Raw genomic sequence first — 16,152 nt, forward strand, 5'->3', positions numbered from 1 at the left:
AAAAACACCTGCCGAAGCAGGTGTAAATACAATCAGGTCTACAGACGGATGGTGCCTCACTCAACGTTTCGCCCGTTCGCTGATGGTAAGAGGATTAGCTCTTGATCATCTAAATTGGACAATAGGCACCGATAATCGGCTTTGCGTCATCCCTGGGTTTATGAAGCTAGGCTGTCATAATAAGTGGGATGAGCATCTACATAATAGATAATGCAGAATACGTGCCAACTTTTCTCACTCCTGCATTCTTTCTTTTCACTTCCCGTATCTGTGCTATTTTAAACGAGATTTTTATCTCTTACTCTTTGTGATTCTTTCATACTCATTTCATACTCATTTCATACCAAATCATCTTCTGTTCGATTCAGCAATTTTGTCTCAATTTAGAGACAGCTTATCATCACTATCACTTTCTCTATATAAATCAAACAGTAAAATGTCTCTTTTTGACGACATGAAAATAGGGGTTTGTATCAGATCTGAGACAACCTTTTTTATCCATTAAAAACATAGCATTACAAATATCATTAGATACGAATCATTATTATTCGATGACCCTCAACGAATCCCCGAAATAAAGATAATGAAATACTCAATGAAAAAGAAAAAAGGAGGGAGTGAACAAGAAATTGGAATGAGGATTTTTACGAGTGACAGAAAAGCAAAAACCCCACTCGATTGAGCGGGGTTCTTTAAATTGGTCGGCGAGAGAGGATTCGAACCTCCGACCCACTGGTCCCAAACCAGTTGCGCTACCAAGCTGCGCTACTCGCCGAAATTTAACTGCTTAAGGCAGTAACTCGACATCATTTTTTTCGTGGTGCGAAAGGGGGGACTTGAACCCCCACGTCCATAGGACACTAACACCTGAAGCTAGCGCGTCTACCAATTCCGCCACCCTCGCAATGTCACAAAAAAAATGGGGTGGCTAATGGGACTCGAACCCACGACAACTGGAATCACAATCCAGGGCTCTACCAACTGAGCTATAGCCACCATAACTTCACTTATTTCAAAGCGTTGTTATACTACTACATACAACCTTGTTTTGCCACCGTAGCTTGTCACCTTTTGATGGTGCGCCCGACAGGATTCGAACCTGAGACCTCTGCCTCCGGAGGGCAGCGCTCTATCCAGCTGAGCTACGGGCGCTTAACGCCGTTGCGGGAGAGGATAGTACGGATTTATCCCCCTGCTGTCTAGTCCTTTTTTCAATAAAATTATCGATTGCTTGCCTTTTATCCATTTCGTCGAGAAAGAGAGCATTTTTTCCCTCTTCCTCGCTTATTTTGATGTTTTTTACTCACAACATATTTTTACGATGGGCTTTTTTCATTGCGCCTAAAGCAACGGATCACAAAATATAACCCAGAAACGGTCAATAAAAAGATAGCGCCGACAATCAGTGACAACCGCGTCTCAGGATTAATTGCCATTCCGACCAGAACGCAGGCTAAAAATAATAACGTCGCATAGTTCACCCATGGAAATAGAATCGATTTAAACGTATGCCCAGCCATATGTTGCTGGTTCTGCTTACGAAAACGTAGCTGGCTGGTTAAGATAACTAACCAAGGCACCATTCCGGGTAAGACACTGGCGCTATACACATACACGAAGACTTGTTCTGGGTTTGGAATGATGTAATTCAAACTTGAACCTGCCACTAAGCATAAGATAGTAAAACCGACACAACGCGCTGGAACGCCATTTTTCGTCAGTTTTAATAGTGAGCTAGGTAACTGTTTATTTTGCGCCAGTGCATACAGCATGCGCCCGCCGCTATACATTCCGCTATTACAACCAGATAATGCTGCCGTCAGAACAACAAAGTTAATCACCGCAGCCGCAGAAATAATACCCACTTTAGCGAAAGTCATGACAAACGGGCTACCTTGTTGCCCAACTTCCGTCCACGGGAATAAGGTCACAACAATAAAAATTGCCCCGACATAGAAAATTAAAATTCGCCACAAAATATTATTGATGGCTTTTTTCAACGTTACTTGTGGATTTTTTGCTTCGCCCGCGGTGATCCCAACTAACTCAACACCTTGGTAAGACGCCACCACAATACACAGCGCAAACAGGAAACCTTTCCAGCCCCCCGCAAAGAAACCGCCATGCTCTGTTAAGTTGGCAAGCCCAATCGGCTCAAAGTTATTGCCAATCCCAAAGAAAATCAGCCCCAGACCAATCAAAATCATCACGACAATCGTGGTGACTTTGATCATCGCAAACCAAAACTCTAATTCACCATATAATCTCACTGCCGCGAGGTTTGCCAGTGCCACTAAGGCAACCGCAATCATCGCAAATATCCATTGGGGGACATCAGGGAACCAATATTTGGCATACTCCCCTATGGCTGTAATTTCTGAAATGCCAACAGCCCCCCACATAAACCAGTAGCCCCAAGCCGTTAAGCACCCCCAGAATGGGCTTAAATACTTATAACCAAATGACGCAAATGACCCCGTGACGGGCTCAAGAAATAACATTTCTCCCATGGAACGCATGATGAAAAAGACAAACAATCCCGCAATGATATAGGCTAATAACACTGACGGACCGGCCCACTTCAACGTACTCGCTGAGCCCATAAATAGCCCAACCCCAATTGTTCCGCCCAAAGCAATCAGCTCAATATGACGGGCTTCTAGCCCTCGCTGAAGACCTTGCTGTGGCTTATCCATAATTTCCCCTGTCGATAATAATCATTCGATATTCGCAGCTTTAATTGCAATAAACTTTTTAGTAATCGCGGCTTGTTATCGAAAATAAGATAAAAAATACAATCCCCCAAGATACCGTGAGATCCCTTAGGTTGCATCTATTTTTGAAAAATTGTAGGTATATTTGAAGACAGAATAAAGCATCATTGATATAAATAAACCCGCATTGCGCGGGTCTATTCAGTTAAAAAGAGGCTTAAAGCTTACCACCGTAATAGTAGCCTAAAAACTTCAACAACTTAAACTGTCGTTTAATTCGAGTTGGCTGCGAAAGCAAGCGATACAGCCATTCTAATCCTAAGTTTTGCCAGACTTTTGGTGCACGCTTAACGTGTCCAGTGAACACATCATAAGTGCCACCAACACCCATATACAGTGCATCTGGATGGACTACACGGCAATCACGCATAAATATTTCTTGCTTAGGAGAGCCCATCGCTACCGTGACAATTTTTGCGCCACTCGCATGAATACGTTCAAAGAGCGCATTGCGATCTTCCGCTGTGAAGTAACCATCTTGAGAACCGGCAATATTCACATTCCATTGCGCACGTAACTTCGCTTTAGTTTGTTCAAGAATTTCAGGCTTTCCCCCCACCAAAAACACTGGCGTGCCTTCTTTTCCTGCGCGTTCCATCAAGCCTTCCCATAAGTCAGCCCCTGCCACGCGGGAAACGTCTGCTTTGGGATATTTACGGCGAATCGCACGCACAATGCTAATCCCATCAGCATAAAGATATTCTGCCTGCCCCAACAAAGTATTCAGTGCAGTATCTTGCTCAGCAATCATCACTTTTTCTGCGTTGATAGCGACAAGTGTGCCGGTTTTAGTCTTACCGTCAGCAAATAGATAGTCCAAGAAATGGGACATATTTTTAAAGCCCCAAATGTTATGACCTCTGATGCTATATTGAGGAATTGACGACTGTTCCATAATGCTCCTTTTAACGGCTTTCCCGTTGACCACTTTTGAAATAGGAAGTGGCTTTAATACGAATAAGACCGGCACTTTCAAATAACCAGTACAGTAATTTTGCTAACACTAAACATAGTCCGAAGACTAAACAGAAAAAGACCACGCGCGAGACAAAGGAATCAACTCCTTCACGGGCTAGGACGATCATATTGAAGATGGCACCGAAACAAAATGCCTGCATGATAGCGGCTTTATAGCGGTTAGATTCTTTCAAACTCAAACCATAAATCCAGTCAAACCATTTAATAATCAAACCAACTACGATGGCACCTAATGGGATAAACAGGACACCGCCCATCACCACCAGCGAGCCAATTAAGGTCGGAGAAATGGCTAACCCAGAATGGTTATTGAGCACTTCCCAAGTAAAATAGTTAGCCGAATTTAATACGGTATCTGGACGTTCTGGCCATACCCATGATGGAATAAACACATAGAAATCACGGATAATCGGCGCTAAGCCTTGGAAATCCATTTGGTCATAGTAACTGAGCAGTAACCCGAGGTTTTCCCACGGAGAGAACGTATCGCGGGTTAGATACAAGAAAGTGTAAAATGCCTCCGCACCGCTCACATCAAGACCGTAACGCTTGAGAGCTAACCAGAACATTCCAACAATACTCGCCACACCCGCTGCTGCCAGCATCCAAAGTGTAATCCAACCGCGAACAATCCCAATAAATAAAAACAGCGCAAAAGCCAAAATAATATTCGCGCGCGTTCCACCGACGATCACATAGGTTAAAAAACCAAATGACACGGTACTAACGAGGAAGAAAATCCAGCGTTTTTGCGTTGGCTTCAGGAAGTAAACAATCAGCATGGCGGGGATAAAGAAATAGAAGAAACGCTTCAACGCCACGCCGGATACCTGACTCGAGAATATCTGACTATAAGACTTCAACTTAAATAGTAAGAAGCCATTGTCCATGAAGAAAATGCCCACGGTTACCACAGCAACTGCGATTAACAATAAGCAAGTTAAGTTGGTTTCCACTTTATTCATGCTAAATACCGCACGGCGCTGAACATCAACACGCTTCGTTAAGCGGGTTTTGTACGTCACATAGTAAATAGCATAGAAGCTTGTTGACGCTAGCATGGCATACATCAGGTAATCTGCGGGAACTATCGCCACATCAAACTGGAAAACCAATGCACATGTCAGAGGAAAGCCGAAATAAAATGTCAATAAATACAACAAAGTAAAGAAAATATTAAAATTAAAGCGCACACGAAGAAACTCTTTGTACATCAGTGTGCCAATAAAAATAATGGAGATCAGGTAGATCAGTGATAATCCCCCCAATTCAAGCAATGTCATACTTTCGCCTCCGCAATGCTGAGGATCTGTTTCCAGCCATCAGTAAAGTTAGGTGCAAAGAATTCAATATCTTGCTTATTAAGGGTATTCATTTGACGCTGAGCTTCATCCACTAACGGTAGTGTGAGCTTGTCACCATAGAAAAAGACCGGGACATTCTGTGCCGTTAAATCTTGCCAGAAGGTATTTTGACGGCTAATGACAAAAGGAATAGAGAACTGGATAAGCAAACAAACCGTTCCAACCCCTTGTTGGCGATTAAAAATAAAGTAGCCAAGGTCGCAGGTTTTCAGCAAATTCAGGTAATCATCGAACGCCATACGTTCTTTAAGAATATCCACCTGCCCCTGAGGGAATTCACTTTGTGCTGCTTGTTCGACTTCCGCAATATAGTTTTGGTTATTGGCAGGGTAGCCCATTGGCACTATCACCTTAACGTTATCACCAAACTGCTGTTTAATCGCACCCAGTGCTTCCACATGACGATTAGAACGATCCCCCGAGTTACCAAGCAATATCGTTAATTGCTCGCTCTCACGAGGCTCTCGTTCACTTAATGTCAACGCAGGGTCCATACGTGTTGGGAAATAGAGCACCGACGATTGCACATTCGGATTCGACTGATGAAAATAAGACAGGTCTCCCCGAGTGGCACACACATGCCCTACTTTCTTTTGCGCTAAGCGACGTAAAATATAAAATAGCTTAAATTTCAGTGAGCTAGACTCTTCATATAAGTCTGCCCCCCAAATATGCCACCAAAATTGATGGGATTTTATCTTACCAAAGAGCAGCGCTAACCAGATTGGCGCATTAAATTGCCCATGGAAGAAAAAGCGCGTGCGGCGCTCTGCTTTAGCGCGACGAATAACACTATCGGCAATCGATTTTTTGCTGTCAAAAACTTCAATTTCGAGCTTTGGATAGGCAGCAGCTAGCTGCGCATCTTGGCTCACCACCATAAAATGCGGCTTTTGAGACGGTGCCATTTCTTGGCAAATAACGTCATTAAAAAACGTTAAAACCGTCTGATTATGATGCGGGAGGTCAGATCCCAGTACATGTATTAAGGTTGTCATGCTCGCCTACGGTAGATCAAAAATACGCAACAACAGAGAGTAAAATATACGATATACGTTGCCATATAGGCTTGTGTTGCCCCGACTGCGCCATGTTCAGGAATAAACCAATGGGCAAAACCTGTTAACAGAACAAATTGGCTAACTTCCGTGAGAACATAAAAGCGCAATGCCGCTTTCGCGATGACTAAATAACCAAAAACGTAAGCACCCACTTTCAATACATCGCCGACCAGCTGCCAAGCAAACAGGTCTCTCATCCCTGTAAACTCTTTTGAAAATAGCAACCAAATCGCAAAATCACGCAGTAACCATACCGTAAAGCTCACGGCAGCAACCGCAGGTAAAACAAACTTCAGCGCCTTAATAATTTCGGCAGAAATTTCATTTTTATGCTGTAAACGCGACAACGTTGGCAATAAATACACTGAAAACGTTGCGGTGATGAATTGTAGATAAGCGTCCGAAATGGTTGTCACACCCGTCCATAATCCAACTTCATCCCAGCTATAGGTTTGTGCCAATAAGTTTCGCATCATGATATAGGCAACAGGCAGTGTGATTGCCGTTAACATTGCCATGATGGTGAACTTACCGAGATTGGTGGCTATCGCTTTGTCCCATGCAGACTTTAAGGATGACAACGCAAATTGCTTACGTCGTATAATCAGACCTGCGGCGGGCAACACCACCAATGCGGGAACCAATGCAAGCCCCGCCAACGCACCGTCATACCCTCCCATGAGATAGCATAAATAATAGGCGACTACACCGATTATGCTACCAAAAATGATGGCCGTCGCATTCCCAGCTGCATCTCGGTAACCCTTTAAAATCGCCAAAAAATAGTTCGCATATGCGATACCCATCTGAATTAAGGCGACCATACGGATCACTGAGCTATATTGCTCAGTATCAAATAACGCGGCACTAATAGGCGCGCTGCATAACAAAAAGACAATGGCCAGTAACGTCGAGAACCCAAGAATAATCGTTGAAGACGTTCCCAGCACGGCTCGTAATTTTTGAGGATCTTGATGGTGCTCTGCCACATATTTTGTGACGCCATTGAAGATCCCTGCGCCAGATAAAACACCTAGCACGGTAATTAATTGACGAAAATTTCCCGCCAGCCCAACACCGCTAGGGCCAAATGAGACTGCAAATAATTTCACGATCAACAGGCCCACCCCGATTTTAATCAGGGTAGACCCAGCAGTCCAAACCGATGCTTTAGCTAATGACATTAGGCAAAGAACGCTTTAATTCGCTCAATGACCACTTGCTGCTCGTCATCTGTCATGTTGTAGAACATCGGCAGACGCACTAAACGGTCACTTTCAACCGTGGTGTATTTATCTTCACCGTGGAAATAACCAAACTCCATTCCAGCTGGGCTGGTGTGCAGTGGCACGTAATGGAAAACAGTTAAAATACCGTGAGATTTCATATAGTCATTAAACGCTGTACGCTCTTCCACATTTTTCAGTTTGATATAGAACATATGCGCGTTATGTTTCAAACCGTCTGGTACAGTTGCTAATACTAAACGACCCGCAGTAACCAGAGGTTGTAACGCTTGATAATAGCGATCCCACAGTAATAAACGACGTTCATTAATTTTGTCTGCTTCTTCTAACTGAGCCCATAAATAAGCCGCTTGTAAGTCGGAAAGCAGATAACTTGAACCGATGTCACGCCATGTATATTTGTCAACTTGACCACGGAAGAATTGGCTACGGTTAGTACCTTTTTCGCGGATCACTTCTGCACGGTTAATCAACGCTTTATCATTGATTAACGTTGCTCCACCTTCACCACCTGAAGAGTAGTTTTTGGTTTCATGGAAGCTGTAGCAACCAATATGACCGATGGTTCCCAATGCTTTGCCTTTGTAAGTCGACATCACACCTTGCGCAGCATCTTCAATCACAAATAAGTTGTGTTTTTTCGCAATCGCCATGATGGTGTCCATTTCACAAGCCACACCTGCGTAGTGAACAGGAACAATTGCACGTGTACGATCAGTAATTGCAGCTTCAATTTTGGTTTCATCGATATTCATGGTATCTGGACGAATATCCACAAACACAATTTTAGCGCCACGTAACACGAATGCGTTAGAGGTCGATACGAAGGTAAAGCTCGGCATGATGACTTCATCGCCCGGCTTAATATCAATCAGGATCGCGGCCATTTCTAATGAAGCGGTGCAAGACGGCGTTAACTGGACTTTCGGACAGTTAAAACGTTTCTCCATCCACTCTTCACAACGTTTAGTGAAACCACCATCACCGCACAGTTTGCCACTTGCCATAGCCTGCTTCATATACTCAACTTCAGTGCCTACAACGGGTGGTTTATTAAATGGAATCATGTTGTCCCCTGTATAACCAATATGCTGTGCTGGCAATCGCCGCACCGCTGCGTGAATAAAGATTTAACGCCGCAACATTACTCATTTGCGTGGCAACATTTAACTGTCTTTTTTGGTGTTGCACACACCATTGATAAGCCGCTGACATTAATTTCCGACCGATACCGCGCCCTGTTGCATTTGGTATTGCCGCTAACAATCCAATTCGCGCTGTATCAGCATCAAGACTACGTAGGCTAACGAAACCTAAAATATCACCTGCTTGATCTCTAAGGAGTAAACAGGTGTGGTCAAATGTCCCAAGAACCGCTTTTTCTATCCATAATGCATAAAACCGACCGCTATCCCCTTCTCGATACCAAGGCGTACGAAAGCGGCTGTTACTAAACACAGCTGCCGCGGTGTCGCGCAGAAAAACAATATCCCCTGTTTGTGCGACAACCACATTATCCGTCTCTGATAACGCTGTGTTTAGATAAGCATTTTCTGTGCCAACCGTTAACGCAAAATCGATTTCACCTTCAACAAAACTGAATCCCATACTGGCAAGATTATCAATTCTCGCAGTCTCAGATGCCGCAACTTTCGCTTGCACAATTTCAAACTTATCCAGTTGATAAGCTAAGATAATTTGCGCATCTGTTGCGGCGAAATCCAGTTTCGCCGTAGAACGTTTAAAAAAATCAGATTCCCAATCTAAGGGATCAATATTGGCGCGGACGGACACGAAGTAAGTCCTCTAAGTATTTGCCATAACCTGTTTTATTCAGGCGAGCGGCGGCGTCTTTAACTTGGTCATCAGATAACCAGCCATTGCGCCATGCAATCTCTTCTAAACAAGCCACTTTGAAACCTTGGCGTTTTTCCACAGTTTGAACAAAGGTTCCTGCTTCAATCAAGCTGTCATGGGTACCCGTATCTAACCAAGCAAACCCACGACCGAGTAGCTCAACGCTGAGCTCACCACGTTCCAAATACATTTGGTTGATAGACGTAATTTCTAATTCACCACGTTCAGAAGGTTTTACTTGTTTAGCAAAATCAACCACTTGATTATCATAGAAATATAAACCCGTCACCGCCCAATTAGATTTTGGCTGCTTTGGCTTTTCTTCAATAGACAACGCTTTAAAGTTGTCATCGAATTCCACGACACCAAAACGTTCTGGATCCATCACTTGGTAACCAAAGACCGTCGCACCTTTTTGACGCGCAGCAACTGACATTAATTTAGGGCTAAATGAATGACCAAAGAAAATGTTATCGCCAAGCACTAAGCAACAGGAATCCCCATTGATAAACTCTTCACCAATGATGAATGCTTGCGCGAGCCCATCTGGAGATGGCTGCTCTGCATAACTCAGTTCAATACCAAATTCATGACCATCGCCCAATAAACGCTGGAACATCGGCAGATCATCGGGCGTCGAAATGACCAAAATTTCACGGATCCCTGCCAGCATTAATACCGACAGCGGATAATAAATCATTGGCTTATCATAGATAGGCAGCAGCTGTTTTGAGATACCGCGTGTAATCGGATGTAGACGCGTTCCCGAACCACCAGCCAGAATAATACCTTTCATGCTTCCTCCTAGCTACCTAAGCCCAGACGCTCGCCTGCATAGGAGCCATCTTGCACACGACGCCACCATGTTTCGTTGTTTAAATACCACAGTACCGTTTTACGGATACCCGATTCAAACGTTTCTTCAGGTGTCCAGCCTAATTCACGCTGGATTTTATCGGCGTCAATGGCATAACGCATATCGTGACCAGGGCGGTCTTTCACATACGTAATTAAATCACGGTAATGCGTCACACCTTGAGGTTTCTGCGGATGCAACTCTTCGAGTAATTCACAAATTGTTTCAACAACTTGGATATTACGGCGTTCGTTGTGCCCACCAATATTGTACGTTGAGCCCGGTTGCGCTTGAGTGGCAACTAAATGCAGTGCTCGAGCATGATCTTCCACAAACAGCCAGTCGCGAATTTGTTCGCCCTTGCCATACACTGGCAGTGGCTTACCAGAAATCGCGTTCAAAATAATCAATGGGATCAACTTCTCTGGGAAGTGATACGGACCATAGTTGTTCGAGCAGTTAGTGATCATGGTGGGTAAGCCATATGTTCTTTGCCATGCTCGGACTAAATGGTCGCTCGATGCTTTTGACGCTGAATATGGGCTACTTGGCGCATAAGGTGTTGTTTCTGTGAAGAAACCTTCTGGCCCGTCCAAATCTCCATACACTTCATCAGTTGAAATGTGGTGGAAACGAAAAGCCGCTTTTTGGCTCTCTTCAAGTGCAGACCAATAATGGCGTGCTGCTTCTAACAGTGTATAAGTACCCACAATGTTAGTTTCGATGAATGCCGCAGGACCATCAATAGAACGGTCAACATGGCTTTCTGCGGCTAAGTGCATCACCACATCTGGTTTGTGCTCAGCAAACACTTTATCCAGTGCTGTGCGGTCACAAATGTTTACTTGTTCAAAGGCATAGCGTTCGCTATTAGCAACTCCCGCTAATGACTCTAAATTGCCCGCATAAGTCAAGCAATCAACCACAATGGCATGGTCTTGTGTATTCTCAATCACGTGGCGAACAACGGCGGAGCCGATAAAACCGGCACCACCTGTAATTAAAATGCGTTTCAACGCCATACTCCTTTTGTATCCACAACCCATTTTTGAGGGATAGCAGAACCTTGGATACCTTTAAACAGGTTATGGTCAACCAACATTAGGATCACATCAGCTTCGCTAACCGCTTTTTCAATTGAAACCAGTTCAGCAATGCCTTTCAGCGCTGTTGGTAACTCATCAATGTGCGGTTCAACTGCAAAAGTCTTACCTGGGTTCCAATTAGCAACCATCTTAGTGATGTGCATTGCAGGGCTTTCACGCAGGTCATCGATATTTGGTTTAAATGCTAAACCAAAGCAGGCGATTTTGATTTCGCTCGCTTTTTTACCTGTTTCCGCTAAGCAGTCTGCGACAGCTGCTTTCACTTGATCCACCACCCAAATTGGTTTGCCATCGTTAACTAAACGCGCAGTGTGGATTAAACGAGATTGTTTTGGACTTTGCGCCACGATAAACCATGGGTCAACTGCGATGCAGTGACCACCCACGCCAGGACCTGGTTGCAGAATGTTCACGCGAGGATGACGGTTCGCTAAGCTGATCAGTTCCCAGACATTGATATCTTGTTCTGCGCAAATCAGAGATAATTCGTTAGCAAATGCGATATTCACATCACGGAAGCTGTTTTCCGTTAGCTTACACATTTCAGCCGTTCTTGAGTTAGTGATTACACACTCACCTTCTAAGAAGATATTGTACAGCTCGCTCGCACGCAGAGATGATTTAGGCGTCATACCGCCGACAACACGGTCGTTTTTGATCAGCTCAACCATCACTTGACCTGGCAGTACACGCTCTGGGCAGTAAGCCACATCGATATCAGCCTGTTCACCTGCTTGGTGAGGAAAAGTTAAATCAGGACGTGCATCCGCTAACCACTGGGCCATCTGCTCGGTAGTCCCTACTGGAGAGGTTGACTCAAGGATCACTAAGTCGCCTTTCTTCAGGACTGGCGCGATAGACTCAGCTGCCGCTTTCACGTACACCAAATCAGGCTCGTGTTCACCTTTGAATGGTGTCGGAACGGCAATCAGGAATGCGTCTGCAGGTTGTGGCTTCGTGAAGGCTTTTAAGTGACCTTCTTCAACCGCTTTTTTCACCACTACGTCCAGCTCAGGTTCCACAATATGGATTTTACCTTGATTGATAGTGTCAACCGCATGCTGGTTAACATCTACGCCGACAACCTGCTTCTTACGAGATGCGAAGGCTGCCGCTGTTGGTAAACCGATATAACCAAGGCCGATAACAGAAATAGTTTCAAAACTCATAATTTCACCTGATTGCTTTTTAATGCTGCAAGAATACGCTGACAAGCATGACCATCACCATAAGGGTTATGTGCGCGGCTCATTTCGTGATATTCCGCTTCATCTGTCAGTAACCGATTAACTTCATTTACAATGGTTTGTGTATCTGTACCCACTAAACGAACTGTCCCTGCATCAACAGCTTCAGGGCGTTCGGTGGTATCTCTCATAACTAAAACAGGTTTGCCTAAAGATGGCGCCTCTTCTTGAATACCGCCGGAATCCGTTAAAATCAGATACGCGTGGTTCATCAAATAGACGAACGGCAGATATTCCTGAGGACTAATTAAGATAATATTATCAATGCCATGCAGAATTCGTTTTACTGGTTCACTCACATTTGGGTTCAAGTGAACAGGGTAAACCACTTGAACATCAGGATGCGCTTGAGCGATATCCGCTAAGGCATGGCAAATACGCTCAAAACCACCACCAAAGCTTTCACGACGGTGACCCGTTACAAGGAGCATTTTTTTATTTGGGTCGATAAATGGGTAATTTCCGGCTAATTCGGCCATCATATTTTGGTTACCCATCACCTTCTCTTTCACCCACAACAGCGCATCAATGACTGTATTGCCAGTCACAGAAATATGGCTATCGGGAATAGATTCGTTGAGTAAGTTTTGGCGCGAGTTTTCTGTCGGCGCGAAATGGTACTGAGCAAGGTGCCCCGCAATTTTACGGTTACCTTCTTCTGGCCATGGCGAATAGAGGTTTCCTGTGCGCAGTCCAGCCTCAACATGCCCTACAGGGATGCGATGATAGAATGCCGCAAGGCTAGTTGCCATCGTCGTTGCAGTATCGCCATGAACAAGGACAACATCGGGTTGGAAATCTGCAAATACTGCCTTTAATCCTTCCAAAATACGGCAAGTAATGTCGGTTAAATCCTGACCTGGTTTCATAATATTGAGATCGTAATCGGGAGTGATCTCAAATAAGTTCAGTACTTGATCTAGCATTTCACGGTGCTGAGCGGTAACACACACTTTCGCTTCAAAATCTGCATCATCAGCAAGTGCATGAACCAATGGAGCCATTTTAATAGCTTCAGGTCGTGTGCCGAATACAGTCAATACTTTCACAGTGACTCTCTTATATTTTCTTCGCAGTTTACTGCTTTATTTAGTTTTAATGATGCAATCTCGCCACCGACCTTTCCGTCAGTGGCGAGTAAGACATTACGATGGGCGACGGCGAGACAGTACCACTCCGGCACCGACTAACACACCAATTGCACCCCACAGAACCGCAATGAATGCTCTGCGCGGACTATCGCGTTTGATTGGATCTTCAGGAGTTCGCAGATAACGATACGCGTGAAAATTATCTTGAAGAGCTGGACCAACATCCAGTGTCGCTAGCATCGCGACATTTTGGTCATAATCCGTATCAAAATCAGGACCTGTTGCTTTTAAAGTCTCGATTTGAGCTTGCAGTAATGGAACCCCTAACATGAACATTTTTGAGTCAGGAATTTCATCTACTGGCGCAGTCGTTTGATTACGAGAGATACCTTGTTTTTCAGCAACTTTAAGTGCTTGCTCAAGGCTGTTTAGACGACGATCATACGCGGCATTTGCCACCATGGCTTCACGCTTGACCAACGCTTTCATAGATTGGGTTTTTGTTGCCCAAGCCCCTTTCAACTCATCATTCAGGTTGGTGGTTGCACGTTGATTAGCAAACTCAATATATTCGCGTAATAGCTGATTAGAATCAGTCGCTGTTTCAGCCACTAACTTCACACTATCTGTTGGGTTTTTGAGTGCATCTGCCGGTGTATACTCAATGTTGTTGATCAATTCATCCAACAAGGCAGCATCTGCTTTCGGGTCATTTTCCAAACGTTGCTTATAATACTCAGTACCTAACCAAAACTGGCGACGAGTATCGTAAGAGCCTAATTGTTTGGTAAATTCTTCATAAGCTTCTTTCGCAATGGTGGGTAACTGTCCTTCTTGCCCTACGACATTAATGCGAGAATCAAGGTTGCGCAGAAACTGTTGCTGAGAATAATAACTTCCCAGATTGTTCACAGTTGGTAGATCCGTGATAGCCGTTGTACTCCACTTCGGCTGCATAAAATAGGATGCTCCCAGTGCAATCGCAGCAAAAATCACTGCACATGCGACGATCCAAATTTTACCCTGCCATAATGAACGGCATAAATCACGAATATCTAACTCCGCTTCAATCGGAGTTTGATGCTGACTAGGTTGTGTTTCTGAGTTATTCACTGCACAGAACCTCTATAGTTCGTTTGTCTTTACCGGACCGCACTCTTACGCGCACGACGTCTAATTCGTTTGATAAAACGGGCGACTTTCCATGCTCGTTTGATGCAGTAACCATACATCATAAATACAAGCAAAAATAATGCCAACATTACCCATTCTGGGATGAATGATAGGCGTTCGCCAAGAATACCAATGCACGCAAGTATTGCCGCAGCCAATGTGATGATTACAAATGCCCCTTTCGGGGTAAATCCTGAACGCATAATCAAGTGATGAATATGCTGACGATCCGGTGAAAATGGACTCATCCCTTTACGAATACGGCGGTACATAATTGCCACCATATCCATAAGCGGAATAGCAATAATCCATAATGCAGTCACAGGATTAATTGGATGAACATCTTCTTGCGTCGATGCAACCAAGATCCAAATAATGGTGAAACCAATCAAAGTACTTCCCGCATCGCCCATGAACACTTTAAATCGACGACCTAAAACACCTAGGTTCAGCAGGATATAAGGAAGAATAGCCGCTATAAACGCAAAACACCAAAACGCTAACGCGTAGTTACCATTTTGATACAGTAAGAAACCTAAAGCACCGAAAGAGACCGAAGACAGGCCGCCTAACAGACCATCAATACCATCAACCATGTTGAAAGCATTGATTGCAGCCCAAACAGCAAATAGGGTCACAATGTAACCAAATGGTCCAAGCACCAGTTCCCAAGGACCGAATGCATGCCCCAGTGACTCTAATGAGAGCCCGCCTGCCGTCATCATCACGACAGCAACAATAGCCTGAACGCCAGCGCGTAATTTCACGCTAATGTCGAATCTATCATCCAGTGCACCAACGAACACTAAGAGCCCAGCACAAGCGATATATAACCACTTATGGGGAATGTATTCTTCCGTGATCATAAACGCGAAGCAAACGCCAAAGAAAACAGAGATCCCTCCAACGAGAGGTACCAATCCTACGTGTTTCTTCCTGAAATTCGGTTTATCAACCAAGCCAATTTTTTTTGCCACAATACGTGCGACAAAAATAAAAGCTAAGGTAAACAAAAAGACATAGAAGAGATTACTCATAAAGTGTGTGCTATCCACTGTTCTACTCTCTTATATTTCTATCTAACTTTTAAACACTAACAATCTGGGTTGCTGTGATAAAGTACCGCGCCAACATAGTATCCGAGCAAAAAAATCGTACACTAAAACAGAATCATTCTTTTTTTGATATGCACAAAACATGCCGAAAAGTACAATACGGCGTAAATAGTTTTGCGTTACAAACTTACCTTAACGATTTTATCCTTTAACATAGCAAGATGCATGCCATAAAAAACAATCTCAACCTGATTAATCGACCTTTACCATCAATTTTTATCTAACCGAGTAAATATCAATCATTGAGTAAATTTAAGTATAAAAATTAATCTAGAAAATACCA

The 16,152-nt window shown here is 44.0% G+C and carries 13 protein-coding genes and 4 tRNA genes; all 17 read right to left on the reverse strand.

Annotation, left to right across the window (positions count from 1 at the left end; genetic code table 11):
* Positions 1-698: 698 nt before the first annotated feature.
* The 17 genes from PSF16_RS08660 to wecA all read right to left on the reverse strand — a co-directional run bounded on the left by PSF16_RS08660 (position 699) and on the right by wecA (position 15,791).
* Positions 699-775, reverse strand: a tRNA-Pro gene (locus PSF16_RS08660).
* 43 nt (positions 776-818) lie between these two features.
* A tRNA-Leu gene (locus PSF16_RS08665) sits at positions 819-904 on the reverse strand.
* Positions 905-920: 16 nt separating this feature from the next.
* Positions 921-996: transfer RNA gene (locus PSF16_RS08670), tRNA-His, on the reverse strand.
* Positions 997-1,075: 79 nt separating this feature from the next.
* Positions 1,076-1,152, reverse strand: a tRNA-Arg gene (locus tag PSF16_RS08675).
* A gap of 164 nt (positions 1,153-1,316) precedes the next feature.
* Positions 1,317-2,696 carry a bifunctional threonine/serine APC transporter ThrP gene (gene thrP / locus PSF16_RS08680; protein ID WP_272689120.1) on the reverse strand — a complete coding sequence of 460 codons (1,380 nt, stop codon included), beginning with the start codon at positions 2,694-2,696 and terminating at the stop codon, positions 1,317-1,319.
* A 235-nt stretch (positions 2,697-2,931) separates the two neighbouring features.
* Positions 2,932-3,669, reverse strand: a complete 738-nt coding sequence (gene wecG / locus PSF16_RS08685; RefSeq protein WP_006658199.1) for a lipopolysaccharide N-acetylmannosaminouronosyltransferase — start codon at positions 3,667-3,669, stop codon at positions 2,932-2,934.
* A gap of 10 nt (positions 3,670-3,679) precedes the next feature.
* Positions 3,680-5,035 (reverse strand): ECA oligosaccharide polymerase, encoded by a 1,356-nt coding sequence (gene wzyE / locus PSF16_RS08690; protein WP_006658200.1) that lies wholly within the window; start codon positions 5,033-5,035, stop codon positions 3,680-3,682.
* Positions 5,032-6,114, reverse strand: a complete 1,083-nt coding sequence (locus PSF16_RS08695; RefSeq protein WP_154636303.1) for a TDP-N-acetylfucosamine:lipid II N-acetylfucosaminyltransferase — start codon at positions 6,112-6,114, stop codon at positions 5,032-5,034. The genes wzyE and PSF16_RS08695 overlap by 4 nt, the downstream gene beginning before the upstream one ends.
* The gene (wzxE, locus tag PSF16_RS08700; protein WP_272689121.1) at positions 6,111-7,361 is read right to left on the reverse strand and encodes a lipid III flippase WzxE; all 1,251 of its coding nucleotides are present in this window, start codon (positions 7,359-7,361) and stop codon (positions 6,111-6,113) included. The genes PSF16_RS08695 and wzxE overlap by 4 nt, the downstream gene beginning before the upstream one ends.
* Entirely contained in the window at positions 7,361-8,491 is a 1,131-nt protein-coding gene (gene rffA, locus PSF16_RS08705; protein ID WP_006658203.1) for a dTDP-4-amino-4,6-dideoxygalactose transaminase, read from the reverse strand. Before rffA ends, wzxE begins: the two co-directional genes overlap by 1 nt.
* Entirely contained in the window at positions 8,478-9,218 is a 741-nt protein-coding gene (rffC, locus tag PSF16_RS08710) for a dTDP-4-amino-4,6-dideoxy-D-galactose acyltransferase (RefSeq protein WP_006662358.1), read from the reverse strand. The genes rffA and rffC overlap by 14 nt, the downstream gene beginning before the upstream one ends.
* Entirely contained in the window at positions 9,196-10,077 is an 882-nt protein-coding gene (gene rfbA / locus PSF16_RS08715) for a glucose-1-phosphate thymidylyltransferase RfbA (RefSeq protein ID WP_006658205.1), read from the reverse strand. The genes rffC and rfbA overlap by 23 nt, the downstream gene beginning before the upstream one ends.
* 8 nt (positions 10,078-10,085) lie before the next feature.
* Positions 10,086-11,159, reverse strand: a complete 1,074-nt coding sequence (gene rffG, locus PSF16_RS08720; protein ID WP_006658206.1) for a dTDP-glucose 4,6-dehydratase — start codon at positions 11,157-11,159, stop codon at positions 10,086-10,088.
* The gene (gene wecC, locus PSF16_RS08725; RefSeq protein WP_006658207.1) at positions 11,150-12,412 is read right to left on the reverse strand and encodes a UDP-N-acetyl-D-mannosamine dehydrogenase; all 1,263 of its coding nucleotides are present in this window, start codon (positions 12,410-12,412) and stop codon (positions 11,150-11,152) included. The genes rffG and wecC overlap by 10 nt, the downstream gene beginning before the upstream one ends.
* Positions 12,409-13,539 (reverse strand): non-hydrolyzing UDP-N-acetylglucosamine 2-epimerase, encoded by a 1,131-nt coding sequence (gene wecB / locus PSF16_RS08730; protein ID WP_006658208.1) that lies wholly within the window; start codon positions 13,537-13,539, stop codon positions 12,409-12,411. The genes wecC and wecB overlap by 4 nt, the downstream gene beginning before the upstream one ends.
* Before the next feature lie 96 nt (positions 13,540-13,635).
* The gene (gene wzzE / locus PSF16_RS08735) at positions 13,636-14,694 is read right to left on the reverse strand and encodes an ECA polysaccharide chain length modulation protein (protein WP_272689122.1); all 1,059 of its coding nucleotides are present in this window, start codon (positions 14,692-14,694) and stop codon (positions 13,636-13,638) included.
* Between the two features lie 29 nt (positions 14,695-14,723).
* Complete coding sequence (gene wecA, locus PSF16_RS08740; protein ID WP_006662354.1) at positions 14,724-15,791, reverse strand: UDP-N-acetylglucosamine--undecaprenyl-phosphate N-acetylglucosaminephosphotransferase; 1,068 nt, start codon at positions 15,789-15,791, stop codon at positions 14,724-14,726.
* Positions 15,792-16,152 lie beyond the last annotated feature (361 nt).

Source organism: Providencia sp. PROV033, from assembly GCF_028484855.1.
Taxonomy (GTDB): domain Bacteria; phylum Pseudomonadota; class Gammaproteobacteria; order Enterobacterales; family Enterobacteriaceae; genus Providencia; species Providencia alcalifaciens.

Coding starts and splice junctions, on each gene's coding strand:
- wzxE (WP_272689121.1), bottom strand. CDS start 7,361: ATGTCATTAGCTAAAGCATCGGTTTGGACTGCTGGGTCTACCCTGATT.
- rffG (WP_006658206.1), bottom strand. CDS start 11,159: ATGGCGTTGAAACGCATTTTAATTACAGGTGGTGCCGGTTTTATCGGC.
- wecA (WP_006662354.1), bottom strand. CDS start 15,791: ATGAGTAATCTCTTCTATGTCTTTTTGTTTACCTTAGCTTTTATTTTT.
- PSF16_RS08695 (WP_154636303.1), bottom strand. CDS start 6,114: ATGACAACCTTAATACATGTACTGGGATCTGACCTCCCGCATCATAAT.
- thrP (WP_272689120.1), bottom strand. CDS start 2,696: ATGGATAAGCCACAGCAAGGTCTTCAGCGAGGGCTAGAAGCCCGTCAT.
- rfbA (WP_006658205.1), bottom strand. CDS start 10,077: ATGAAAGGTATTATTCTGGCTGGTGGTTCGGGAACGCGTCTACATCCG.
- wecG (WP_006658199.1), bottom strand. CDS start 3,669: ATGGAACAGTCGTCAATTCCTCAATATAGCATCAGAGGTCATAACATT.
- rffA (WP_006658203.1), bottom strand. CDS start 8,491: ATGATTCCATTTAATAAACCACCCGTTGTAGGCACTGAAGTTGAGTAT.
- wzyE (WP_006658200.1), bottom strand. CDS start 5,035: ATGACATTGCTTGAATTGGGGGGATTATCACTGATCTACCTGATCTCC.
- wecC (WP_006658207.1), bottom strand. CDS start 12,412: ATGAGTTTTGAAACTATTTCTGTTATCGGCCTTGGTTATATCGGTTTA.